The organism is Actinoplanes sp. TFC3, assembly GCF_001553785.1.
Taxonomy (GTDB): domain Bacteria; phylum Actinomycetota; class Actinomycetes; order Mycobacteriales; family Micromonosporaceae; genus Actinoplanes.
The window spans coordinates 5,618,496-5,640,055 of sequence record NZ_LOJP01000001.1 but is presented as its reverse complement, the minus strand read 5'-3'; the positions used below and the strand labels follow the sequence as shown (position 1 = coordinate 5,640,055).

Below are 21,560 nucleotides of genomic sequence, written 5' to 3'. Positions count from 1 at the left end.
CCAGCGTGGCGCTGATCGAGCTGAGCCCCGGCAGCCCGGCTCGGCCCGTCGTGAGCGGCCCGCCCCCGGCGTACGTGTATCGGCGCCTCGGCCTGATCATGAGCGTGATTCTGCTGCTCGCGCTCGGTGGCGCGGCCCCGCAGGCGTCGCTGCTCTGGCAGCACACCGCCCACCTGGGGTTCGGCGATCAGGCTGACTTCGTGGTCGGCGACGCTCGGGTCTACGCCGTGGATTTCGCCACCGTGCCGCCGATGATCTCCGCTTGGTCCGCCGCGGATGGCCGACAGCTATGGCGCCAGCCGGGGCCGCCGGGCGGCACCGAGGGTCTTTATTCACTCAATGCGCGAACTGCCGGGCTGCTTGTCGTGAACGTGCGGCAGTCGGCCACCGTGCTCGACGCCGCCACCGGCTCGGTGCGCTGGAACTCGCCGACCCCGCTGCAGCCCCTCGACACGCACACCGGCCTGGTCACCGACGAGCAGTTCCGCCCCGGCACCGAGTACGACCCGGACTCCGGTGAACCCGGCCGGCTTTACGGCACGACCAGCGAGGTCCTGCACACCGAGCCGGCCCTGAGCACCACGCTGCGCGGCGTCGACCTGGCCACCGGCCGCGAGCTGTGGAGCGCCACTGTGCCCGGCTCGGTGTCCAGCGCCTGGACCGGCTCGGCCGTGGTGACGTTCTCGGCCGACCGGATCACATTGCGCTCGGCCACGACCGGCAAGGTGCTGCACGAGCGTGTGGTCGAGGGCGGCGGCTCCGCGACGACGTGGGGCGAGACCGCGGGTGACACGCTGCTGGTCCACTACGGCGCGTACGGCGAAAGCGGCCGGGTCGTCGCCTACTCCGCCGGCAGCCTGGCCGAGCGCTGGTCGATGGACCAGCCGGACTCCCAGGGCAGCTCGGTCACCTGCACCGGGTTGCCCTGCCGGCAGAGCCGCACCGAGGTGAGCGTGCTGGACCCGGCCACCGGGGCGGTGCTGTGGCGCTCCAAGGACGACTTGGACCTGATGCGCTTCGGCGCCGAGGAGGTCTTCGAGGCGTACTCCGGGGCCGATCCGAAGGCAGTGGTGGACCGGCGCACCGGCACGCCCCTGCTGCGGCTCGACCCGTGGACCACGTTCTCGCCGCTGCCCCGCGACAACGGCTACCTGCTGACCATGCCCGACGGCGACGCCAAGGCGGTGGCGCTGCTCCTGACCGGGTCCCGGACGCTGCAGCCGCTCGGCCGGGTGCCCGCCGGGATGGCGCCCTGCCTGGCCGGCCCGGCGTACGTGGCGTGCCGGGCTGTGACCGGTGTCGAGGTCTACCGCTACCTGAGGTGATCTCGCGGGTCGACACTGGTGGCCTGGGCGCGGCCGACGACGTCACGGGCGACTGTCAGGCCACTCACGAGGTGCTGGTCTGCCGCCGCACGGACGCCGCAGTCGCGATCTGGCCGCTGGCTCAACCCGGCCGGTAGCCTGCATTTACGGCCCCTTTACGCGGTAACGGTAAAGCTGGGCCTCTCACGCTTCGGAAGGACCTCGCGGGTGCGCGTGCTGGTGGTGGAAGACGAGCGGAACATGTGCGACGCGATCGCGCGGGGGCTGCGTCGCAAGGGCATGGCGGTCGACGTCGCGTACGACGGGCTGACCGGCCACGAGATGGCGTACGTGACGCGCTACGACGTCGTGGTGCTCGACCGCGACCTGCCCGGCATGCACGGCGACGAGATCTGCGCGGCCCTGGTCGAGTCGGGCGCACTGACCCGGGTGCTGATGCTCACCGCCAGCGGCACGGTCGCCGACCGCGTCGAGGGTCTGCAGCTGGGCGCCGACGACTACCTGCCCAAGCCGTTCGCCTTTGACGAGCTGGTGGCCCGGGTGCAGGCCCTGGGCCGGCGCGCCACCCCGGCGGCGCCCCCGGTGCTCACGGTCGGCAACCTGGTGCTCGACCAGACCCGGCGCGTGGTGACCCGCGGCGGCGCCCCGATCGACCTGACGAACAAGGAGTTCGGGGTGCTCGAGGAGCTGCTCAAGGCCCGCGGCGGCGTGGTGTCGAGCGAGGAGCTGCTGGAACGGGTGTGGGATGCCAACACCGACCCGTTCACCACCACGGTCCGGGTGACGGTGATGACGCTGCGCAAGAAGATAGGCGACCCACCGCTGATCGAGACGGTCGTGGGGGCCGGCTACCGGGTGCCTGAACCGGTGGTGGTGACCCCCTCATGACCGTGTACGACTCCAAGCGCGAGCGGCTGCAGCTACGGCCCACGTTGCGGCTGCGGCTGACGCTGCTCAACGGCATCCTGCTGGTCGGAGCCGGTGCCATCCTGGTGCTGCTGGCCTGGCTGCTGGTCGGTGACGCGCTGGCCCCCTCGGACCAGTTGCAGAAGGGCACCCAGGTGGTGCTGTCCGACGGCGAACGCCTGGACGCGCTGGTCTGGCAGACCCAACTGGTCGAGCGGGCCTCCGACGAGCTGCTGCTCAAGGGCCTGATCGCGCTCGTGGCCATCGGCATAATCGGCATCGCGGGCGCGTACGCGGTGGCCGGCCGGGCGCTGCGGCCGCTGCACAATGTGACCGCCACGGCGCAGCGCCTCGGCGAGGAAACCCTCGACGAACGCATCCGCTACTCCGGCGCCGACGACGAGGTGGCCGAGCTGGCGCGCACCTTCGACGCCATGCTCGACCGCCTGGCGGGCGCCTTCGAGTCCCAGAAACGCTTCGTCGCCAACGCCTCGCACGAGCTTCGAACACCACTGGCTGTGATGCGTACGGAAATCGACGTGACCCTGAGTGACGACGAGGCCGACGTCGCCGAGTACCGCCGCATGGCCAAGGTTGTCCGCAACGCCTCCGAACGGGCCAACGGCCTGGTCGACGCGCTGCTGGTGCTGGCCCGCAGCGAGGCCCAGTCCGGGCGCCGCCTGGTCCGCAAGGTGCCGGCCGACCTGGCGACCAGCGTGTACAACGCGCTGTCGGCGGTCAAACTGGAGGCCGAACGGCTCAAGCTCGAAGTCACCACTGACTTGCAAGCGGCAAACGTGGTCGGCGACCCCAGCCTGCTGGACCGGCTGGCGGGCAACCTGATCGAGAACGCGATCCGTTACAACCACCTGATGGGCAAGCTCTGGCTGCGCACGTCGAACGTTGACGGACAGGCCCGGCTGGTGGTGGGCAACACCGGCTTCGAGGTCGAGCCGAGGGACGTCCCGGGGCTGTTCGAGCCGTTCCGGCGGGGTGGCTGGGAACGTACAGGATCTCGCGGGTCGGGCTTGGGGCTGTCGATCGTGCGGGCTGTATGCGATGCGCACGGCGGGACGGTGTCGGCGGTGGCGCAGCCCGGGGGCGGGTTGGAAGTGACGGTGAGTTTGCCGGGGGCGGACACTACGCCTGTGGTGGCGGCCTCGGCTTCGGTGCCGCGCGCGAAAGGCTTGGTGGCGCCGAGCTGAGGTCAGGCGGCGAGGGTCATGTCGTCTGTACCGGTTTCGCGGCGGATGGTGCGCCAGCGCGAGACGCTGATACCGAGTTCCGCGGCGAGCTGAGGGTCGGTGACGTCGGGCCGCTTCGCTTTGATGCGGGCCGCCGCGGCGAGGGTCTCCGCGGGGGAGCGGCGCGGCTTGCCCGAGCGCGGCTGCGTCGCCGGCGCCGAGAAAGCGGCTGCTGCGGTCGAGGTCGTCGGCGGTACGCGCTGGGGCAGGGCGACGGCAGCCTCGGCGTAGGCATCCGCAACCGTCCGCTGCCGAGCCGTCGCGACGGGCGTGGGTTGGGCCTCAGCGGGCGTTGGGACGGCTGATCGCGCGGCCGGGACGGGGATCAGGCCGGGAACCGCATCAGGGGTTGTCCCGGCTGAGTGTTCCAGTGCCGAGATCCGCCCACCCAGCTCCACCAGGCAGATGCTCGCCACCACGATCAGCCCGTCCACCGACAACGGCAGCAGGTACGGCGATGCCCCGGTTTCCCCGTAGCGCGCCGCCACCCCGGCCATGTGCCAGTACGACACCCACGCCGCGATGCCCGCGATCGTGGCCGTGGCGGCGAACCGGGCCACCGCGAGCGAGCGGCGGTGCACCGGTACGCGGGAGATCAGCTCGACGGTCAGCAGCAGGGCGAGCGGGGGCCAGGCGGCGATGGCCTGGCTGATCGGGTTGTCCAGGGCGTGCAGGATGTTGGCGACCACGGAGGCCGCTACGCCCAGGACGAGGGTGGCTCGCACAGCCCAGCGGACGCGGCGCAAACGCGGCAAAATCACCGTACGCTCCTTCATACCAGTCAGGGGAAAATCAAAGAGCATCCTGGCTGGCTGAGGTTTCAGTACGGCATCGAACCGTAAGACGCGAAGGGCCGCGTCGTGTTCGTGTCGCAGTCGAGACGAACGAGTGACGCGGCCCTACGGTGTGCCGGTTTGACTCAGGACTTCTTTTCGAGCTGGGCGCGCAGCTTGGGGAACTCCGCCTTGGCCGAGCTCATCGACTTGAAGTACCAGATCACCCAGCCGATGCTGCCCTCGTCGGCCCAGCCGCACATGATCAGGTCGGCGCCGCCGGCTTCGCTCTTGCCGCACTTGGCCGCGCCGCCCAGGTCGCCCGGGGACGCCTCGGTGATGCCGGTGAGTTTGAGACCGCCGATGCCCGCGCCCAGGAACGTGTTGTCGAGTTCCTTCTCCGGGTCGCTGACCTTGGCCGCCGCCGCGGCGACGATCACGATGTCCTGCTTCGACGGGGTGCCGTAGAGCGCGCCTACCGTGTCGGTGGCGTCGGGTACCTGCTTGAGGCCCTGCTCCAGTTCCTCCGCGGCGCCAGCGAACTGGGGGTCGGTCAGCTTGGGGCGCCCGCCCAGCGTCTTGGGCTCGACCACTGTGATCTTCGAGGAGTTGTCCTCGGCCGGCTCGGTGGTCGTGGTGCCGCCGTCCGGGGTCGTCACGGGGCCGGTCGGGGCGGCCGATGCGATGGCGTCCGCCACGTCGTCGACGGTGTTCTTGCCGACCAGGTAGATCGCCGTGCCGCCGCCCACGCAGAGGACCAGCAGGACCGCCAGCGAGATCAGGACGATCGGCAGCACCTTGGACTTCTTCTTCGGCGGCTGCTGCTGGAAAGGCGCACCGGGCTGGCCGTAGGCACCCTGCTGCGCGTACTCCGGCTGCGGCGGGTAGCCGGGCGGCACGGAGGAGGGCACGTCGGGGTTGGGCTGGCCCTGGTAACCGCCGGGAGTGCCATAAGGCCCTGGCGCACCGTAGGGGCCACCCGAGGACGGCGGCTGCGCGCCATAAGGCTGTCCGGAAGGGGGCGGAGCACCGTAAGGGCCGCCCGAGGACGGCGGCGGGGCGCCGTAGGGCTGACCCGGGCCGGGCTGGTTGTAGGGCTCGCCCGGGTAGGGCGGCTGATTCGGCGGCTGGGACATCAACGCTCCATACGGTCGATCGGGGCCTTCGGGAGCTTAGCCTCACCGCGCGGTCCCTGGGTTCCCCTGGTCAGCGATCATGGCAGACCGAAAGGACCGCATTGCACCGGCACCCCCGGGCCTGAGCGGCGCGGGGGTGCCCGATAACGGCGGTATGTCAGGCGGGCAGACTTGCCACACCCTGTGGGAGGAAACGCTTACCGGTCACCCGTTCGGAGGTGCCGCTGCGGTCCAGGTACGGCGTCACCCCGCCGAGGTGGAACGGCCAGCCGGCGCCGAGCAGCATGCACAGGTCGATGTCCTGGGCCTCGGCGACGACACCCTCGTCCAGCATGAGCCGGGCTTCCCCAGCCAGCGCTTCGAGGGCTTTTGTCCGTACCTCTTCGGCGGTCAACGGCTTGTCACCGGCTTCGATGAGCTTGACCACCTCGGGGTTGATCTCGTCATCGGCCACCAGCGGCAGGCCGGCCTCGACGATCTTGGCGAGGTTGGGCGACGAGGCGAAGCGGTCCGGGTACGCCCGGTGCAGCGTCTCGCCCACGTGATGAGCCACCGCGGGGCCCACGAGCTGCAGCAACGCGATCGGGCGCATCGGCAGGCCGAGCGGGTCGAGGGCGCTGTCCACCGTCTCCAGCGGCGTGCCGGCGTCGATGGCGGTGAACACCTCGCTGGTGAAACGGGTCAGCAGGCGGTTGACCACGAACGCCGGGGCGTCCTTGACCAGCACGCACGACTTGCGCAGCTCCTTGCCGACCGCGAACGCCGTGGCCAGGGTCGCGTCGTCGGTGCGCTCGCCCCTGATGATCTCCAGCAGCGGCAGCACGGCCACCGGGTTGAAGAAGTGGAAGCCGACCACCCGCTCGGGGTGCTCGAGATCGGCGGCCATCTCGGTCACCGGCAGCGACGAGGTGTTGGTGGCGAGCACCGCTTCCGGGCTGACGATCTTCTCCAGCTCGGCCCAGATCTGCTTCTTCAGGTCGAGGTTCTCGAACACCGCCTCGATCACGAACTCGGCGTCTGCGAAAACCGACTTGTCCACCGATCCGGTGACCAGCCCGCGCAGCTTGGCCGCCGTACCCTCGTCCATCCGGCGCTTCTCGACGAGCTTGGCGATCTGGCCGTGCACATATTCCACACCCTTGTCGACCCGGCTCTGGTCCAGATCGGTGAGCACGACGGGCACCTGCAGCCGGCGCACGAAAAGCAACGCGAGCTGGGAAGCCATCAGGCCGGCGCCGATGATGCCGACCTTGGTGACCTTGCGGGCCAGACCCTTGTCCGGTACGCCCACAGGTCGCTTGGCCCGCCGCTGCACCAGGTCGAAGGCGTACAGGCTGGCCCGGGACTCGTCGCCCATGATGAGATCGGCCAGCGCCTGCGTTTCTGCGGCCGTACCGTCCTCGAATGTCGCCTCTTTGGCCAGCGCAAGCAATTCCAGAGCCTTGTTGGCCGACGGCACCGCACCGTGCAACCGCTCGTCGAGCTGTTGCTTGGCGAAGAAGAGCACGCCCTCCCACATGTCCTTGTCGACCTCGGGACGCTCGACAGTGACCTCGCCCTTGACCACCCCGGCGGCCCACGCGAGCGAGTCCTCCAGGAAGTCGGCCGGCTCGAACAGCGCGTCGGCGATGCCCAGCTCGCGGGCCTGCTTGGGCTTGAGCGTCTTCTGGGTCAACGGGTTCTGCAGGATGACCTGCGCCGCCCCCGGCACCCCGATCAGGTTGGGCAGCAACTGGCTGCCACCCCAGCCGGGGATCAGGCCGATCGCGACCTCGGGCAGGCCCAGCGCCGCCGCGCCGCCCGAAACCGTGCGGTAGTGGCAGTGCAGCGAGACTTCGAGGCCGCCGCCGAGCGCCGCGCCGTTGATGAACGCGAACGTCGGGATGGTGCTGTTCTTGAGCCGGGCGAAAACCCGGTGACCCAGTTCGCCCAACGCCACGGCCTGGTCCCGCTGGGTGATGAACGGCATGCCGGTGATGTCCGCGCCGACGCAGAAGATGTACGGCTTGCCGGTCAGCGCGATGAAAGCCGGCTCCGCCTCGGTGGCCTGGGTGATCGCCTCGTCCAGCGACGCCAGCCCGGCCGGTCCGAAGCTGTTCGGCTTCTTGTGGTCGAAGCCGTTGTCCAGCGTGATCAGCGCGGCCGGCTTGTCCAGCCCGGGAACCCTCACCAAGCGCAGCAGCGCCTTGGTCACGACCTCGTTGGGGTAGTCGGGAAGCACGTTGCTCACTTGTCGGCCCCTTCGAAGTGCGGGTTCTCCCAGATGACAGTGCCGCCCATGCCGATGCCGATGCACATGGCGGTGAGGCCGTAGCGGACCTCGGGGTGCTCCTCGAAGTGGCGGGCCAACTGGGTCATCAGCCGCACGCCGGAGGAGGCGAGCGGGTGTCCCATGGCGATTGCGCCGCCCCAGGGGTTCACCCGCGGGTCGTCGTCGGCGATGCCGAAGTGGTCGAGGAACGCCAGCACCTGCACCGCGAAGGCCTCGTTGAGCTCGAACAGCCCGATGTCGCCGATGGAAAGCCCGGCCAGGCGCAGCGCCTTCTCGGTGGAGGGGATCGGGCCGTAGCCCATGATCTCCGGTTCCACCCCGACAAAGCCGTACGAGACCAGCCGCATCGCCACCGGCAGCCCCAGCTCACGCGCGGTTTCCTCATCGGCCAGCAGCGCCGCGGTGGCCCCGTCGTTCAGCCCGGCCGCGTTACCCGCGGTCACCTTGCCGTGCGGGCGGAACGGGGTCTTGAGCGTGGTCAGCTTCTCCATCGAGGTTTCGCGGGGCGCCTCGTCGACGGTGGCCAGCCCCCAGCCCTGCTCGGCGCTGCGCAGCGCCACCGGCACCAGGTCCGGCTGGAACTTGCCGTTCGCGTACGCCTTCGCGGTTTTCTCCTGCGAGGCGAGCCCGAACGCGTCGGTGCGCTCCTTGGTGATGGTGGGCAGCCGGTCGTGCAGGTTCTCCGCCGTGGCCCCCATGACCAGCGCGGACGGGTCGACCAGCTTCTCGGCCAGGATGCGCGGGTTGGGGTCGACGCCCTCGCCCATCGGGTGGTGGCCCATGTGCTCGACCCCACCGGCGATGGCCACGTCGTACGCGCCCATCGCGATGCCACCGGCAACGTTGGTCACAGCGGTCATCGCCCCGGCGCACATGCGGTCGATGGCGTACCCGGGCACGGACTTGGGCAGGCCGGCCAGCAGGGCGGCGGTGCGCCCGATGGTCAGGCCCTGGTCACCGGTCTGCGTGGTGGCCGCGATGGCAACCTCGTCCACCTTCTCGGGGGGCAGCTGCGGGTTGCGGCGCATCAGCTCCCGGATGCACCGGATCACCAGATCGTCGGCGCGGGTCTCGGCGTACATGCCGCCGGCCTTGCCGAACGGTGTGCGGACGCCGTCGACAAAGACGACCTCGCGACTTACTCGGGGCACAACAAGCCTCCTCGCAGGCGTGAACCCAATGGAGATCGTTCACGACGGTGGAGACCGTCTGCACAGTGCACGGTGACCTCCGCTTCAGGTAGGTCGTGAGCAACCCCCACTCAATTCCGGCAATGTTACTCGCCGGTAAGTCAGTGTGGGTAGCTGCGTGGCGATCGAGGTGTCACTTCCGCCCGGAAGGCCTCGATGCGGCTGCTCACCTCCGCGAGGTCGTGCGTGCCGTAGAGGCGGTTCAAGTAGAGGTTACGGCTGGCCAGCGCGTCGAGGCGCACGGTGAAGTAGATCGCCATGAGCGGGTTGACGAACAGCTCACTTGCGGCCGTACGAGTGGTGAATTGCACGTTCCCGAACGCACCGGAAGTGGCCGCAGCGATCTGCCCGTGCACGATGCTCGGCCGCAGCGGGGTGGCGGCCTGGGCGTCGGCAACCGCGTCGCGATAAAGCTCAGCCTCACGTCCCTGAACCGAAAGAGCCCCGAGATAGCCTCCCGCACGGTCCAAGGCGGCGAGGTTCTCCAGCACCTGCACATGGTTGACCCCATGGAACGCATCGATGCCAAAGCCAAGGCACGTCACAAGCTTGATGGGTACGTCCAGAGCAGCCGTCGCCGCCAAGCTCGCCATGTCCTCCTCGGGCGTGCCCAATCCGCTCTCATCGCCGCGCAGGAGGATGTCGGTACCGCCGTCCACCAGCACCACCGCGTCGATGCCGAGCCGGGCGATCAGACTGCGATACGCGTCCCGCAGGGGCTCAACACCGACGCGAGGAAATGCGTAGACGGCCGAGGGCAAGTTGTTCGCAGCCAGCCAGTGGGCCAAGGTGCGCTCGGGGAAGTACTCGGCGGGACCTCGGGTGGCCGGGCCGACCTTGGCCAAGCCCGGTTCCACCCAGTCATCCAGGTCCACGGCGCTCAGGTCGGTGAACGAGTAGTTCGCCAAGTGGACCTGCACGCCGGTCTCCCGCAGAGCGAAGAACAGCGGCAGGCCCGCGTACACGTCGAAACCGCCTCCGGCGCCGGCCAGCAGCACGTTCTGCGCGCCCTCAAGTGCGGCGAACAGGGGCGGTTTGATCACTCCGCTGCTGGTGGGGCGTCCGGCAGGGCCGCGGCGACCTGGTCGGCGATCAGGCCCACCTGCCAGTTGCGGGCACCGAAGCCGCGCAGCGTGTCCGCCACGGCCTCCGGGGTGACCTCGTCCGGCGGCGACCAGGCCAGCCTGCGGATGAAGTCCGGGCTGATCAGGTTTTCCGGCGGCAGCGTGTGGGCTTCCGCGACAGCGACCACGACCGCGCGGCAGCGTTGCAGCCGGGCCGCAGCGACCGGGTCGCGCTCGGCCCAGCGATGCGGCGGGGGCGGGCCCTCGACCGGCTGGTTGACCGGCAATTCGTCATCGCCGAGCGCGCGAGCGGCGTCCAGCGCGTCGAGCCAGACGCGAGCCAGGCGGCGTACCGAGCGGCCGCCGAAGCCGGGCAGGGCGAGCAGCGAGCGCTCATCCTTGGGGTCCAGCTCGGCTGCGGCGATGATCGCAGAGTCGGGCAGCACCCGGCCGGGCGCCGAGTCGCGCCGGGCCGCCACACCGTCGCGGGCGTACCAGAGGGCGCGCACCCGCGACTGGGCCCGGGCGCCGCGGACACGGTGTATTCCGGAGGTGCGCCGCCACGGGTCCGGGCGGGTGCGCGGCGGGCGGTCGGCGCTGGCCACCAGGGCGGCGAACTCCTCGGCCGCCCAGCCGGCCTTGCCCTGGCGTTCCAGCTCGGTGGCGAGCAGGTCGCGCAGGTCGGTGAGCAGCTCCACGTCGAGGGCGGCGTAGGTCAGCCACGACTCCGGCAGCGGGCGGGTGGACCAGTCGGCGGCCGAGTGGTGCTTCTCCAGCGAGTAGCCGAGCAGTTGTTCGGTCAGGGCGGCCAGCCCTACCCGCTCGAAGCCGGCGAGCCGGGCGGCCAGCTCGGTGTCGAACAGCCGCCGGGGCTTCATGCCGATCTCGGCCAGGCAAGCCAGGTCCTGGCTGGCGGCGTGCAGCACCCATTCGGTGTCGGCGAGTGCGGCGTCGAGCGTGCCCAGATCGCTCAGCGGCATCGGGTCGATCAGCACCGTGCCCGCGCCCTGGCGGCGCAACTGCACCAGATACGCACGCTGGGTGTAGCGGTAGCCGGAGGCTCGCTCGGCGTCCACGGCAACCGGTCCGGTGCCGGTGGCCATGCGGGCCACGACGTCGGCTAGCTCGCCGGTGGACTCCACTGGGCGTGGGGTGCCTTCGCGGGGCGCGGTCAGCGGAACGGAGGTGCGGGCAGGTTCGGGACCGCCAGACGTCGGCTCGGGCGGCACATCGTGCGGTCCGTCTTGTACATGGTCCGGCGTGTCCCGACGGCGCAGGGGTGCTTCGTCGGTCACTCCGTAACCGTACGTGGACAGCCACTGATGCGTGTGCAGCCGGGTCCGGCGCGCCGAATGCTCGATCAATTTCCTCTACAGAAAAACCCTGCAACCGGCACATCCGCAGCTGGTTCGCGTCCGTACTACCCCTCGGACGCGTCCAAAAACCGGAGGGCTTGCGACGGATGACCACTGCGTACGATCCCTTCGGGGGCCCGGGTCAGCGCCGGCAACCGCAGGATCCGCTGCTGAGCCTGCCCGATCACCCGTCCGGCGAATGGGCCACCGCGGCCCGTCCCCCGGCGCCGCCGCCGCGCATCGGCCATCCCCGCCCGGCGCGCCGCGAGGGCGGTCCCTACCTCGTGTCCTCCACAGGCGGCCCGGCGTACCCGGTGGTCTCGGAACCGCTGGACCCACCACGCCGCAGTCTTCTCCTGCCGATCCTCCTGGCCCTGCTGTTGCTGGCGGGCGGCGGCTTCATGGCTTGGCGGCTGGACCGGGCGGACAGCCGGCTGAACGGCCAGCTCGCGGCGTCGCAGCAGCGGCAGACCGAGCTTGCCGACCGGGCGCAGAAGCTGGAGAAGCAGCTCGCCGGCGTGTTCGACCCCGAGGCGATCTCGTCGTCGGTGCTGCCCAGCGTGTTCCGGGTGCGGGCGGGCAACTTCACCGGTACGGCCTTCGCGGTGGGCGATTCTTCCGGCGGCGACTCTTCGTCTGGCGGCACCAAGGACAAGCAGTCCACGTTGCTGACGAACTATCACGTGGTGGAGTCGGTGTGGGAGTCCGGCAGCAAGAAGGTGTTCCTGGAACGCGGCAAGGACGAGGTCAGCGCAACTATCGTCAAGGTCAGCAAGAGCAAGGACATCGCCCAGCTGCGCGCCGACAAGGACATCGCGGGGCTGGCCGTCGCGAAGGAGACCGTGAAGCCGGGACAGCAGGTCGTGGTCGTGGGCAGCCCGCTGGGGCTGGAGGACACGGTGACCACGGGCGTGGTGAGCGCGTACCGCCCGGGCGACTCCGACGAGCCCTCGATCCAGTTCGACGCGCCGATCAACCCGGGCAACTCGGGTGGGCCGGTGGTCAACGGCGACGACCAGGTGATCGGGCTGGCCACGGCGAAGGCCCGCGACGCCGAGGGGATCGGGCTGGCGATTCCGATCAAGACCGCGTGTGATGCCTTCGACGTCTGCTGACCTCAACACGCTGGCCGCCTTTCTGGGGCGGCGCGACGAGGTGAAGCCGAGTGACGTACTGATCCTGTTCGGCGGGTGCCCGCCTGCCGGATGGGACCTGGCGGCCGGGTTCATACGGGACGGGTTGGCTGAACGGCTGCTGCTGGTGGGTGGCGAGGGGCACACGACGCCGATGCTGCGGGAGCGGGTCCCGGGGTATCGCGGCGAGACCGAGGCCGACTTGATGGCGGCTTACCTCGCTGGGGAGCACGGGATCACCGAGGTCCTGCTGGAGCGCGAGTCGACCAACTGCGGCAACAATGTGACGCTCGCGGAAGCGGTGCTGCGCGAAGCGGGCATGACGCCGGCACGGGTGATCCTGGTGCAGGATGCATCCATGCAATTGCGGATGGATGCGGTTTTCCGGCAGGTGTGGACGCTGAGTCCGGCGCCGGAGGGCGAAAGCGGGAGGCCGGGCGGCGGAGGCGCGGCGGTTGCCGCTCCCGAAGTTATCAACTATGCGGGGACGAGGCCGCGAGTGACCGAGCGCGCCGGTGAGCTGGTGTTCGTCGACGAGGCGCCGTGGGACATGGACCACTGGATCAGCCTGCTCATGGGCGAGATTCCCCGGCTTGCCCCGGACGGCTACGGCCCGCTCGGCAAGGGCTTCCTGGCGCACGTCGACATCCCGGACGACGTCGTGGCCACATACACCCGGCTGCGGCGCGAATTTGCGATCAGGGAGCCGAAGCACGCTGCCGGTTGAACGAGGTCACCCCGGGCGGTGGCAGGCCCGCGGTGGACGACAGCATCGCGCACCAGCCCTGCAGGTGAGCGCCCAGGTCGTCCGAGGTGGGCGTCCAGGAGGCGCGGATCTCGAGGTCGGCGGTGGGCGGGGGACCGGCGAGCTCGCCGAAGCGGGTCGACGCGGTCTGGGTGATGGTTCCCCCGATCGCCGTGTAGGCCGCGCTTTGCTGGTCCAGGCCGTCGGTCAGCCAGGTCCAGGCGACGGCGGGCAGCAGCGGGTCGCCGGCCAGGTCGGATTCCAGTTCGGCGGTGATCAGCGTCACCAGTCGCAGGTTGCCCTGCCAGGCGTCGTGGCCGGCCGGGTCGTGCAGCAGGATCAGCCGGCCGCTGGCGACTTCCTCGCCGTCGCGCAGCACGGTGGCGCTCAGCGCGAAGCCGTACGGGGCGAGCCGCTGCGGCGCGGCGATCTCCTCCAGGAGGATCTCCTCGCGCGGGGCGGCTGCCCGCAATCCAGCCACGGCGCGGGTGAACGCCTCGGGGGCAGCGGACGTAGGCGCCATGCAACGAAGGGTATGCCGATCACTGCCTCGTGTCGCGGCGCGGCGCGCCGCGTGGTCGCGTTCACTCACGTGGCACGATGTCGCGGGTGAGTAACTTGCCCGCAGATTCCGCTCTCGTCCGCGCGTGTCGCGGGCTGGACGTGCCCCGCACCCCGGTCTGGTTCATGCGGCAGGCCGGCCGGTCGCTGCCGGAATACCGCAAGATCCGGCAGGGCGCCGGGATGCTGGAGTCCTGCCGCCGGCCCGATCTGGTTACCGAGATCACGCTGCAGCCGGTACGCCGGCACGACGTCGATGCGGCGATCCTGTTCAGCGACATCGTGGTGCCGCTGGCAGCCGCCGGGGTGGACCTGGACATCGTGGCCGGGACCGGGCCGGTGGTGGCCGAGCCGATCCGCACGGCCGATGACGTGGCAGGGTTGCCGGTGCTGGAGCCGGAAGCTGTGGACTTCGTCGCCGAGTCGGTGCGGCTGCTGCTGCCGGAGCTGGGTGCGACGCCGCTGATCGGCTTCGCCGGGGCGCCGTTCACGCTGGCCAGCTATCTCATCGAGGGCGGGCCGTCGCGGACGTACCTGAAGACCAAGGCCATGATGTACGGCGACCCGCAGCTGTGGCACGCGCTGTGTGACCGCTTGGCCGGCATCACGGTGACGTTCCTGCAGGTGCAGATCGAGGCCGGGGTCAGCGCGGTGCAGCTGTTCGACTCGTGGGCCGGGGCGCTGTCCGAGGCCGACTACCGGCAGTACGTCCTGCCGCACTCCTCGCGGGTGCTGGGCGGGCTAGCCGAAGCAGGGGTGCCGCGCATCCACTTCGGCGTGGGCACCGGGCTGCTGCTGGAGGCCATGGGCGAGGCCGGCGCGGACGTCGTGGGCGTGGACTGGCGGACCCCGCTGGACCGGGCCGCGCAGATTGTCGGGCCGGACCATTCGGTGCAGGGCAACCTCGACCCGGCGGTGCTGTTCGCGCCCTGGGAGGTTGTCGAGCGTGAGGCCCGCCGCGTGCTGGAGCAGGGCAAGGCGGCCCGGGGTCACGTGTTCAACCTGGGTCACGGCGTCATGCCCGAGACCGACCCGGACGTGCTCACCCGGCTGGTGGAGCTGATCCACTCCGTCTGAGGTCCTCGACCACGAACTGCGGATGCTGCTGCGCGCTCTGCACAACCCAGCCGGGGTCCAACTGCGGCGCGTAGGTGTCACCCACAACATCAAGATCGATACGGGTACGAACAATGTGCCCGGCATGCGGGAGCAGGGCGGTGTAGATCTCGGCACCGCCCATCACCCAGAAGTCGTCGAGCCCGGCCAGCAGCTCGTCAACCGAACCCAGCACCTCGGCACCCTCGGCGGACCAGCCGGGCCGCCGGCTCAGCACCACGTTGCGGCGCCCGGGCAGCGGCCGGAACCGCTCGGGCAGCGAGTCCCAGGTGGCCCGGCCCATGACCACGGTGCCGCCCATCGTGCGGTCCTTGAAGATCTTCTGCTCACCCGGCACCCGCCACGGGATCCCGCCGTCGTTCCCGATCACCCGGTTACGGGCCTCAGCCCAAATGAGCCGGATCACTCTGTGCCCCCTGGGCATGCCCTCACGGCCCTCACCCCTTGCTCTCCGCGGGCCGCAACGCGCGGCGCAGTTCCGGTGCGACCGGTCATACCGCGACGGGGGCGCGCAGGGCCGCGTGGTGAAGGTAGTTCACCAGCGAGAAGTCCTCGAACTTGTAGTCGAACAGCGAAGGCGCCGGGGCGACTTCCAGCTTCGGGAACTCGTGGGCGTTGCGGGTGAGCTGTTCGCGTACCTGGTCGAAGTGGTTGTTGTAGATGTGGCAGTCACCGCCGACCCAGATGAAGTCGCCGGGGATCAGGCCGGTCTGCGCCGCGATCAGGTGGGTGAGCAGGGCGTAACTGGCGATGTTGAACGGCACGCCGAGGAACATGTCGGCGCTGCGCTGATAGAGCTGGCAGGACAGGCGGCCGTCGGCGACGTAGAACTGGAACATCGCGTGACAGGGGGCCAGGGCCATCTCGGGCAACTGCGACACGTTCCACGCCGACACGATCATGCGCCGCGAGTCCGGGTCATGTTTGAGGGTGGCGAGCAGGTCGGTGATCTGGTCCGCATGGCCGCCGTCCGGGGTGGGCCAGGAGCGCCACTGCTTGCCGTAGACCGGGCCCAGCTCGCCGTTGGCGTCGGCCCACTCGTCCCAGATGGTCACGCCCTGCTCGCGCAGCCACTGCACGTTGCTGTCGCCGCGCAGGAACCAGAGCAACTCGACGGCTACCGACTTGAAGTGCACCCGCTTGGTGGTGACCAGCGGGAAGCCCTGGGACAGGTCGTAGCGCAGCCGTTCCCCGAAGAGACTGACCGTGCCGGTGCCGGTGCGGTCAGCCTTGGGGATGCCGGTTTCCAGAACGCGGCGCAGCAGCTGTTCGTACTGGGTGTCGACCATGGCCGACACGCTACTACCGCGCCGGGCCGGCCTGCGTCAGCGGGACCAGGCGTCGCTCATTGCCGAGATCTGCTGGTTGAGCTGGGCAAGGTCGCGGTTCGGCTCCTCCTTGCGGGGCGCCTCGGCCTGGAAGCCGAGCTGCTCGCCGAGCGTCTGCCAGCGGTCGAACAGGATGGCCTCGATCAGAACGCCCTTGACGTCCTCATGAGCGGCCTGCAGCTCCTTGACGGCAGCCTCGTACCGCTCCACTTTCTTCAGCAGCTCAGAACCCTCGTATGCGCTCATGCCCCAAAGGTAACGGGAAATGAGCCTTGTTCGGGTTCAATTCGCTAAAGGTCGAATTCTCCGTCTTTGGCGCCTCCGACGAAGGCGTCCCACTCGGCGGGGGTGAAGAACAGGACGTCACCTTCGGGGGTGCGGGAGTCGCGTACCGCCACGCCGTTGTCCAGCAGTGCCACCTCGACAGCCGCGCCGTCGGACACCGCGCTGCGACGCCAGACCGCGCCGCTCAAGTTTGCTTCGAACTTCTTGACCACGGCGCACAGTGTGCCATCCAGTCGGGGGCACGAGACGACGGCGGGAGACTCGAATCGCCCGCCGTCGCCTGTTTGAGTAAGACCCGTGAGTAGCGCTCAGTCCTTGATCTTGCCGGCGATGGTCACGATGCGGGTGGCCATGTGGTCCAGCGCCGCGTACTCGGCGTCGGTCAAGGGGGCGTCGTTTGCCGCGCCGGTGACATGCGAGACGCCGTACGGGTTGCCGTCGGCGAACTTGAGCGGGTCGGTGTAGCCGGGGGCCACCACGATGCCGCCGAAGTGATGGATCGTGTTGTACAGGGCGAGCAGCGTCGACTCCTGGCCACCGTGCGCGGTCTGGCTGGCGGTGAAGCCGGCGTACGCCTTGTTGGCCAGCTGGCCCTGCGCCCACTGCGGGCCGAGCGTGTCGAGGAACTGCTTGAGCTGGCTGGCGATGTTGCCGTACCGGGTCGGGCTGCCGAACAGCACCGCGTCGGCCCACACCACGTCATCCGCGGTGGCCTTGGGCTCGTCCTTGGTCCGGTCGAAGTGCTGGCTCCAGGCCGCGTTCGAGGCGATCGCCTCCCGCGGTGCCAGCTCGGCAACCTGACGCAGGCGAACCTCCGCGCCGGCCTTCTCCCCGGCCTGCTGGAGCCGCTCGGCCATGCCGTGGATCGTGCCGGTGGACGAGTAGTAAATGATCGCCAGTTTCACGTTCGCCACGTGAGCACCTTCCGTAGTTGTTTGTAACGTCAACTAACCCGGTGCGTTCCCGTGGCGGTGCTGGTGAAACGTCAGAGAACGAGTTCGCTGCCCTGCGGGCCGATCCGGTCGGCGTGCTCGTCGTCGAGCCAGACGCCGCCCGCGGCCAGGTAGCGGAACTGGTGATGTCCGGGCGCCAGGTTCAGCGTGACCGTCCGGGTGCCGTCCTTGCGGACCTTGAGCTCGTGCGTGCCCGGCACCCAGTCGTTGAACGTGCCGACCACGCTGACCGACCCGGCCGGACTGTCCTGGGGCAGGCAGAACGTGACCCGGGTCTTGTTGCCGAACAACTTGCTCCGCTTGATCATTTGCGCTCCCAGGGAACAGGGCTCCTGTCGAGCCAACGCCTGAGGGTACGAAAAGTGACGCCGTAAAATCTTCTGATGCACCCCGAGGAGTTCCGGGTCACCTCTTTCCGTGACCTCAGCAGCACCACCCTGTACGCGATCCTGAAGCTGCGCGTCGACGTCTTCGTGGTGGAGCAGCAGTGCCCCTATCCCGAACTGGACGGCCGGGACGCCGAGCCCGGCACCCGGCACGTGTGGCTGAGCCGCGACGACAAGATCCTGGCGTATCTACGAATTCTCGACGATGGCGACACCGAGCGCATCGGGCGTGTCGTCACGGCTCGGGCGGCGCGTAAGGGTGGTTACGGCAGCCGGCTGATGGAGCACGCGCTGACCATCATCGGCAACCGCCCGAGCGTGCTGGACGCCCAGGCGCACCTGACCGGCTTCTACGCCAAGTTCGGCTTCACCGAGTCCGGGCCGCGGTACGTGGAGGACGGCATCCCCCACGTACCGATGGCTCGTCCTCAAGGGAGGTTGGCCACGAGTTCGGTGAGCGAGCGGCGGCGACCGGTGTAGAACGGCACTTCCTCGCGCACATGCCGGCGGGCCGTGGAGGCGCGCAGGTCACGCATGAGGTCGACGATGCGGTGCAGCTCGTCGGCCTCGAACGCGAGGATCCACTCGAAGTCGCCGAGCGCGAACGAGGCCACCGTGTTGGCCCGCACGTCGGGGTAGCCGCGCGCCATCTTGCCGTGCTCGGCCAGCATGGCCCGGCGCTCCTCGTCCGGCAGCAGGTACCACTCGTAGGAGCGCACGAACGGATAGACGCAGATGTACGGCCGCGGCTGCTCGTCGGCCAGGAACGCGGGCAGGTGGCTCTTGTTGAACTCGGCCGGGCGGTGCAGCGCCATCTGCGACCAGACCGGGCTCAGGTGCCGGCCCAGGGCGGTGCGGCGGAACAGCCCGTAGGCGTCCTGCAGCGCGTCGGACGAGCTGGAGTGCCACCACACCATCACGTCGGCGTCGGCGCGCAGCCCGGAGACGTCGTACGTGCCCCGGATCGTGACGTCCTTGCCGGCAAGCTGCTCGAACAGGGTGTCGACCTCGCCGCTGAGCTCGTCGCGCAGGGCCGGTAACGGCGTGGTGGCCTTGAAGACCGACCACATGGTGTAGCGGATCGTGGCGTTCAGCTCGTTGATCCGGGCAGCGTTTGACTGCTGTTCGCTCATCGCTCCTCCAGGTGTTTCAGGACGTCGTCGGCGGCCTTCTCGCCGCTGGCCACGCACGCCGGCACGCCGACGCCGTCGTACGCGGCACCGGCCAGGGCCAGCCCGGGATGCTCACCGAGGGCCGCGCGGGCCAGCGCCACCCGGTCGAGGTGGCCGGGCGCGTATTGCGGCAGCCCGCCACCCCAGCGCTGCAGCCAGGTGCCGACCGGCGCGGGCAGCTCGCGGCCCAGCAGCCGGCCCAGCTCGGCGTGTGCGGTGGCGGTCAGCACGGCGTCGTCATGCTGCAGCCGCTCCTCCTCGCCGGCCCGGCCCAGCGACACGCGTACGACCACCGGCCCCTCCGAGCCGGCCACGGCCGGCCATTTGCGGGTGAAGAAGGTGGCCGCCTTGACCAGTGTGCCCTCGCTCGGGGGCACCAGGAACCCGGACAGCTCGGGCAACTCGGTGCCCGGGGCGAACGCGAACGCGGCCAGCGCAACCGACGCGTAACTCAACACCTCGATGCCGGCTGCCGCGTTCAGGTCGACGCCGGACAGCAGGCGGGCGGCCGGGGCGGCGGGCACGGCGAGCACCACCGCGTCCACGTCATCGGTCTGCGGGGCGGGCACCGGACCGAGCAGCAGCCGCCAGCCGTGCCTGGTCCTGGTGATCTCGCGGACCGGCAGGCCGAGGCTGATCCGGGCTCCACTGGCGGCCGCCGCCGCGCCGATTAGGCTGCTCATGCCGCCGGTGAGCGCGGCGAAAACCGGCCGGCCGGGCACGCGTACGGAGGCGGCTTGCGCGGCACGGACGGCACCGGCGAGCGTGTGCTCGACCCGGGCGGTGCGAGCCAGGGCCGGCATCGTGGTGGCCAGCGACAGCCGGTCGGCGCGTCCGGCGTAGACACCGCCGAGCATCGGGTCCACCAGGCGATCGGCCACCTCGTCGCCGTAGCGCGCGCGGACCAGCTCACCCACGGCGATGTCCTCGCCCTCGGCGAGCAGCGGGCGGCCCTGGTCGCGGTCGGCGCCCGGGGCGGGGCGGGCCACGGTGCCGAGCATGCTGAGATCGCCGGGCACGCCGACGAGCGTGCCGCCCGGGATGCGCTCGAGACCGCCGGCGATGGCCAGCGCGGCCGGGATCGGGGCCGGGTGCATGATTCTGCGGTCCAGACCGAGGCGCCGCACGAAGTGGATCGCCGCGGACTCACCGCCGTCGGGGGCGCTCATCAGCATGGACTCGGCGCCCCGCTCGACCCGGGCGCCGGCCAGCTCGCCGGTGTGCAGCTTGCCGCCGAGACGGCCGCTTTGCTCGTACACGATGATCTCGGTGTTGTCCGGCGCTCGGTCCCGGATCCGGACCGCCGCGGCCAGCCCGGCAATTCCGCCGCCGATGACCGCTACCCGCTTTCGCACGCTCTCCACACTGTCAGGTCGCGCCCTTGACCCACTAGCGGGGTCCTTCTCTGTGACCGGCGAGGCAGGGTCGACGTCCGCGCGGAAACTACTACGCTGGGCGCATGGACTATCAGGTCTCCGTCACCATCGAGCAGCTCGCCGAGTGGTACGTGCGTCTTCAGGGTCTGGCGGATGCCCACCACGGGCATGCGACCGGCGATCACCTCAAGGACCTCGCCCAGGAGGTCTACGAAATGATCCCGTCCGAGTGGTGGGCCACCCAGCCCAAGCCGGTCAGCTAGCGGGATCCAGCCGGATCGACAGGCTGTTGACGCAGTGCCGCGTGTTCTTGGGCGTCATCATCTCGCCCCGGAACACGTGGCCCAGGTGGCTGTCGCAGCGTGCGCAGCGGATCTCGGTGCGCACCATGCCCAGGCTGACGTCGTCGATCTCCTTGACGGCGCCCGGGATGGCGTCGTCGAACGACGGCCACCCGCAGTGCGAATCGAACTTGGTGTCACTCGGGTAGAGCTCGGCCCCGCAGGCCCGGCACTGGTACATGCCGGCGGTCTTGGTGTCCACATACTCACCGGACCAGGGCCGCTCGGTGCCCGCCTGGCGCAGCACGCGGAACTCGTCGGGGGTGAGGCGGACCCGCCACTCGTCCTCGGTGGTGGGCAGGGTGGTCTCATCAGCAGCCATGCCCCCACGGTACGTCGCGGCGCACCCCCGGTGCGGCGTGCTCCGGGTCACTCGCCGTTGAGCACCGCATGGAAGCCGCACACTTCCGGCCCACCTGGCACCAGGCGCTCGGCCGGGCTCTGATTCTCGGCGCGCTCGGCGCTGTCGTCCTGCTGGCGACGGCGCTGGTCGTCGGGGTCGCCTGGCTGTGGCCGCTGCTCGTGTTCGGCCCGCCGGTAACCGCCGTGTTCGCCGCTGAGCTGCTGCGCCGCCGGGTCGGCACCGAGATCACCGCGGCCGGCATCCGGACCGTGACGCCGTTCGGAGCCGGTACCCAGCCGTGGAGCCAGGTCGTGGATCTGCGCGCCGAGCGCCGAGGGGCCCGCACGGTGGTCTCCGTGTACCTCAACTCCGGAACAAGTGTGCAACTGCGGGCGCCGTACAGCGGTGAATTCTTCGCCGCCGACCCGCGCTTCGAGCAGAAGGTTTCCGCCCTCGCCCATCTCTGGCGGAGTCACAGATTCGGCGGAGTTCCAACGTAAGAGACCCTGGGGCGCTTCGCGCAAAAGGGACGCAAGGCGCTAAACTCCTCCGGACC

Annotated in this window: 25 protein-coding genes; 9 read left to right on the top strand and 16 right to left on the bottom strand. The window is 70.0% G+C overall.

Annotation, left to right across the window (positions count from 1 at the left end; translation table 11 throughout):
• Window positions 1–5 precede the first annotated feature (5 nt).
• The 3 genes from TFC3_RS25370 to TFC3_RS25360 all read left to right on the top strand — a co-directional run bounded on the left by TFC3_RS25370 (window position 6) and on the right by TFC3_RS25360 (window position 3,436).
• The gene (locus TFC3_RS25370; protein ID WP_067504797.1) at window positions 6–1,325 is read left to right on the top strand and encodes a PQQ-binding-like beta-propeller repeat protein; all 1,320 of its coding nucleotides are present in this window, start codon (window positions 6–8) and stop codon (window positions 1,323–1,325) included.
• Between the two features lie 207 nt (window positions 1,326–1,532).
• Window positions 1,533–2,213 (top strand): response regulator transcription factor, encoded by a 681-nt coding sequence (locus tag TFC3_RS25365; RefSeq protein WP_067504795.1) that lies wholly within the window; start codon window positions 1,533–1,535, stop codon window positions 2,211–2,213.
• Complete coding sequence (locus TFC3_RS25360) at window positions 2,210–3,436, top strand: cell wall metabolism sensor histidine kinase WalK (RefSeq protein WP_067504792.1); 1,227 nt, start codon at window positions 2,210–2,212, stop codon at window positions 3,434–3,436. The genes TFC3_RS25365 and TFC3_RS25360 overlap by 4 nt, the downstream gene beginning before the upstream one ends.
• A gap of 2 nt (window positions 3,437–3,438) precedes the next feature.
• Here the strand turns inward: TFC3_RS25360 and TFC3_RS39615 are convergent, their stop codons facing one another.
• The 6 genes from TFC3_RS39615 to TFC3_RS25330 all read right to left on the bottom strand — a co-directional run bounded on the left by TFC3_RS39615 (window position 3,439) and on the right by TFC3_RS25330 (window position 11,205).
• Complete coding sequence (locus TFC3_RS39615) at window positions 3,439–4,236, bottom strand: DUF2637 domain-containing protein (RefSeq protein WP_236718312.1); 798 nt, start codon at window positions 4,234–4,236, stop codon at window positions 3,439–3,441.
• A 158-nt stretch (window positions 4,237–4,394) separates the two neighbouring features.
• Window positions 4,395–5,384 (bottom strand): hypothetical protein, encoded by a 990-nt coding sequence (locus tag TFC3_RS25350; protein ID WP_153040385.1) that lies wholly within the window; start codon window positions 5,382–5,384, stop codon window positions 4,395–4,397.
• Between the two features lie 157 nt (window positions 5,385–5,541).
• Entirely contained in the window at window positions 5,542–7,605 is a 2,064-nt protein-coding gene (locus tag TFC3_RS25345; protein ID WP_067507542.1) for a 3-hydroxyacyl-CoA dehydrogenase NAD-binding domain-containing protein, read from the bottom strand.
• A 5-nt stretch (window positions 7,606–7,610) separates the two neighbouring features.
• Window positions 7,611–8,807, bottom strand: a complete 1,197-nt coding sequence (locus TFC3_RS25340; protein ID WP_067504788.1) for a thiolase family protein — start codon at window positions 8,805–8,807, stop codon at window positions 7,611–7,613.
• Between the two features lie 140 nt (window positions 8,808–8,947).
• Complete coding sequence (locus TFC3_RS25335; RefSeq protein ID WP_067504785.1) at window positions 8,948–9,889, bottom strand: DUF1152 domain-containing protein; 942 nt, start codon at window positions 9,887–9,889, stop codon at window positions 8,948–8,950.
• Window positions 9,886–11,205 (bottom strand): ribonuclease D, encoded by a 1,320-nt coding sequence (locus TFC3_RS25330; RefSeq protein WP_067507539.1) that lies wholly within the window; start codon window positions 11,203–11,205, stop codon window positions 9,886–9,888. Before TFC3_RS25330 ends, TFC3_RS25335 begins: the two co-directional genes overlap by 4 nt.
• Window positions 11,206–11,372: 167 nt before the next feature.
• Here TFC3_RS25330 and TFC3_RS25325 point away from each other — a divergent pair, with 167 nt between their 5' ends.
• Entirely contained in the window at window positions 11,373–12,380 is a 1,008-nt protein-coding gene (locus TFC3_RS25325; protein WP_067504781.1) for a S1C family serine protease, read from the top strand.
• Window positions 12,361–13,125, top strand: coding sequence for a YdcF family protein (locus TFC3_RS25320; RefSeq protein ID WP_067504777.1), 765 nt, complete (start codon window positions 12,361–12,363; stop codon window positions 13,123–13,125). Before TFC3_RS25325 ends, TFC3_RS25320 begins: the two co-directional genes overlap by 20 nt.
• Here the strand turns inward: TFC3_RS25320 and TFC3_RS25315 are convergent.
• The gene (locus TFC3_RS25315) at window positions 13,097–13,666 is read right to left on the bottom strand and encodes a DUF3000 domain-containing protein (protein ID WP_067504774.1); all 570 of its coding nucleotides are present in this window, start codon (window positions 13,664–13,666) and stop codon (window positions 13,097–13,099) included. The genes TFC3_RS25320 and TFC3_RS25315 overlap by 29 nt on opposite strands.
• A gap of 86 nt (window positions 13,667–13,752) precedes the next feature.
• Here TFC3_RS25315 and hemE point away from each other — a divergent pair, with 86 nt between their 5' ends.
• The gene (gene hemE, locus TFC3_RS25310; protein WP_369819651.1) at window positions 13,753–14,781 is read left to right on the top strand and encodes a uroporphyrinogen decarboxylase; all 1,029 of its coding nucleotides are present in this window, start codon (window positions 13,753–13,755) and stop codon (window positions 14,779–14,781) included.
• Here hemE and TFC3_RS25305 read toward each other — a convergent pair.
• The 6 genes from TFC3_RS25305 to TFC3_RS25280 all read right to left on the bottom strand — a co-directional run bounded on the left by TFC3_RS25305 (window position 14,747) and on the right by TFC3_RS25280 (window position 17,694).
• Window positions 14,747–15,226 carry a dihydrofolate reductase gene (locus TFC3_RS25305; RefSeq protein ID WP_236718310.1) on the bottom strand — a complete coding sequence of 160 codons (480 nt, stop codon included), beginning with the start codon at window positions 15,224–15,226 and terminating at the stop codon, window positions 14,747–14,749. The genes hemE and TFC3_RS25305 overlap by 35 nt on opposite strands.
• 85 nt (window positions 15,227–15,311) lie before the next feature.
• Complete coding sequence (locus TFC3_RS25300) at window positions 15,312–16,109, bottom strand: thymidylate synthase (RefSeq protein ID WP_067507535.1); 798 nt, start codon at window positions 16,107–16,109, stop codon at window positions 15,312–15,314.
• Between the two features lie 36 nt (window positions 16,110–16,145).
• Window positions 16,146–16,394: a hypothetical protein gene (locus TFC3_RS25295; protein WP_067504765.1), complete on the bottom strand. Its 249-nt coding sequence runs from the start codon at window positions 16,392–16,394 to the stop codon at window positions 16,146–16,148.
• A 44-nt stretch (window positions 16,395–16,438) separates the two neighbouring features.
• Window positions 16,439–16,645 (bottom strand): DUF397 domain-containing protein, encoded by a 207-nt coding sequence (locus TFC3_RS25290; RefSeq protein WP_067504761.1) that lies wholly within the window; start codon window positions 16,643–16,645, stop codon window positions 16,439–16,441.
• Window positions 16,646–16,741: 96 nt separating this feature from the next.
• A complete protein-coding gene (gene wrbA / locus TFC3_RS25285) occupies window positions 16,742–17,347 on the bottom strand; it encodes an NAD(P)H:quinone oxidoreductase (protein ID WP_067504759.1) in 606 nt (201 codons plus the stop codon).
• 71 nt (window positions 17,348–17,418) lie between these two features.
• On the bottom strand, window positions 17,419–17,694 hold the full coding sequence (locus TFC3_RS25280) for an isoamylase early set domain-containing protein (RefSeq protein WP_067504756.1): 276 nt from the start codon (window positions 17,692–17,694) through the stop codon (window positions 17,419–17,421).
• Window positions 17,695–17,769: 75 nt separating this feature from the next.
• Between TFC3_RS25280 and TFC3_RS25275 the strand changes: the two genes are divergently transcribed.
• Window positions 17,770–18,252: a GNAT family N-acetyltransferase gene (locus TFC3_RS25275; RefSeq protein WP_067504752.1), complete on the top strand. Its 483-nt coding sequence runs from the start codon at window positions 17,770–17,772 to the stop codon at window positions 18,250–18,252.
• Here the strand turns inward: TFC3_RS25275 and hemQ are convergent.
• Both hemQ and hemG read right to left on the bottom strand, forming a co-directional pair.
• Entirely contained in the window at window positions 18,201–18,905 is a 705-nt protein-coding gene (hemQ, locus tag TFC3_RS25270; protein WP_067504749.1) for a hydrogen peroxide-dependent heme synthase, read from the bottom strand. The two genes, TFC3_RS25275 and hemQ, sit on opposite strands and share 52 nt — an antisense overlap.
• Complete coding sequence (gene hemG / locus TFC3_RS25265; RefSeq protein ID WP_067507532.1) at window positions 18,902–20,299, bottom strand: protoporphyrinogen oxidase; 1,398 nt, start codon at window positions 20,297–20,299, stop codon at window positions 18,902–18,904. The genes hemQ and hemG overlap by 4 nt, the downstream gene beginning before the upstream one ends.
• Before the next feature lie 104 nt (window positions 20,300–20,403).
• On the opposite strand from hemG, the gene TFC3_RS25260 reads away from it, so the two are divergent.
• Window positions 20,404–20,583, top strand: coding sequence for a hypothetical protein (locus TFC3_RS25260; RefSeq protein WP_067504746.1), 180 nt, complete (start codon window positions 20,404–20,406; stop codon window positions 20,581–20,583).
• Here the strand turns inward: TFC3_RS25260 and msrB are convergent.
• Window positions 20,576–20,983, bottom strand: a complete 408-nt coding sequence (msrB, locus tag TFC3_RS25255) for a peptide-methionine (R)-S-oxide reductase MsrB (RefSeq protein WP_067504743.1) — start codon at window positions 20,981–20,983, stop codon at window positions 20,576–20,578. The genes TFC3_RS25260 and msrB overlap by 8 nt on opposite strands.
• A 68-nt stretch (window positions 20,984–21,051) precedes the next feature.
• Here msrB and TFC3_RS25250 point away from each other — a divergent pair, with 68 nt between their 5' ends.
• The gene (locus TFC3_RS25250) at window positions 21,052–21,504 is read left to right on the top strand and encodes a PH domain-containing protein (protein WP_067504739.1); all 453 of its coding nucleotides are present in this window, start codon (window positions 21,052–21,054) and stop codon (window positions 21,502–21,504) included.
• The last annotated feature ends 56 nt before the right edge of the window (window positions 21,505–21,560 follow it).